This window comes from Parendozoicomonas verongulae, from assembly GCF_009711465.1.
Classification (GTDB): Bacteria; Pseudomonadota; Gammaproteobacteria; order Pseudomonadales; family Endozoicomonadaceae; genus Sansalvadorimonas; species Sansalvadorimonas verongulae.
The window spans coordinates 1-268 of record NZ_SMME01000116.1; the positions used below are offsets into that span (position 1 = coordinate 1).

A 268-nucleotide genomic window follows, 5' to 3' on the forward strand; every position below is an offset into this window, starting at 1 on the left:
GTTCAAAATGAGTCAGCATTACAAACAGGGCTGCTTAATGGTCACGCAGTCATATGAGCTAATAGCTGCCGTTCCCTTAGCCTCCAGGGTTCATCTTTCTTCAGTTCTGGTCGATGGGGTTCAAGGTCGTTGGCCAGATCAAAGAATGATACCGATCTCTGGCTGAACTCGTTTTCCTTTTCCTCTTCGATACCTAATGTTTGCAGCTTAAGTTGCGGCCAGACAGATAAGAGACGGTAGCAGTGAGCCAGTTGACTGAGACAGGATG

1 protein-coding gene is annotated in these 268 nt (G+C 47.4%); it reads right to left on the reverse strand.

Features of this window, described 5'->3' with window-relative positions; all coding sequences use genetic code 11:
• Positions 1 to 41: 41 nt before the first annotated feature.
• The coding region (locus tag E1189_RS22030) for a hypothetical protein (RefSeq protein WP_196220794.1) at positions 42 to 268 on the reverse strand (227 nt) is incomplete at its 5' end.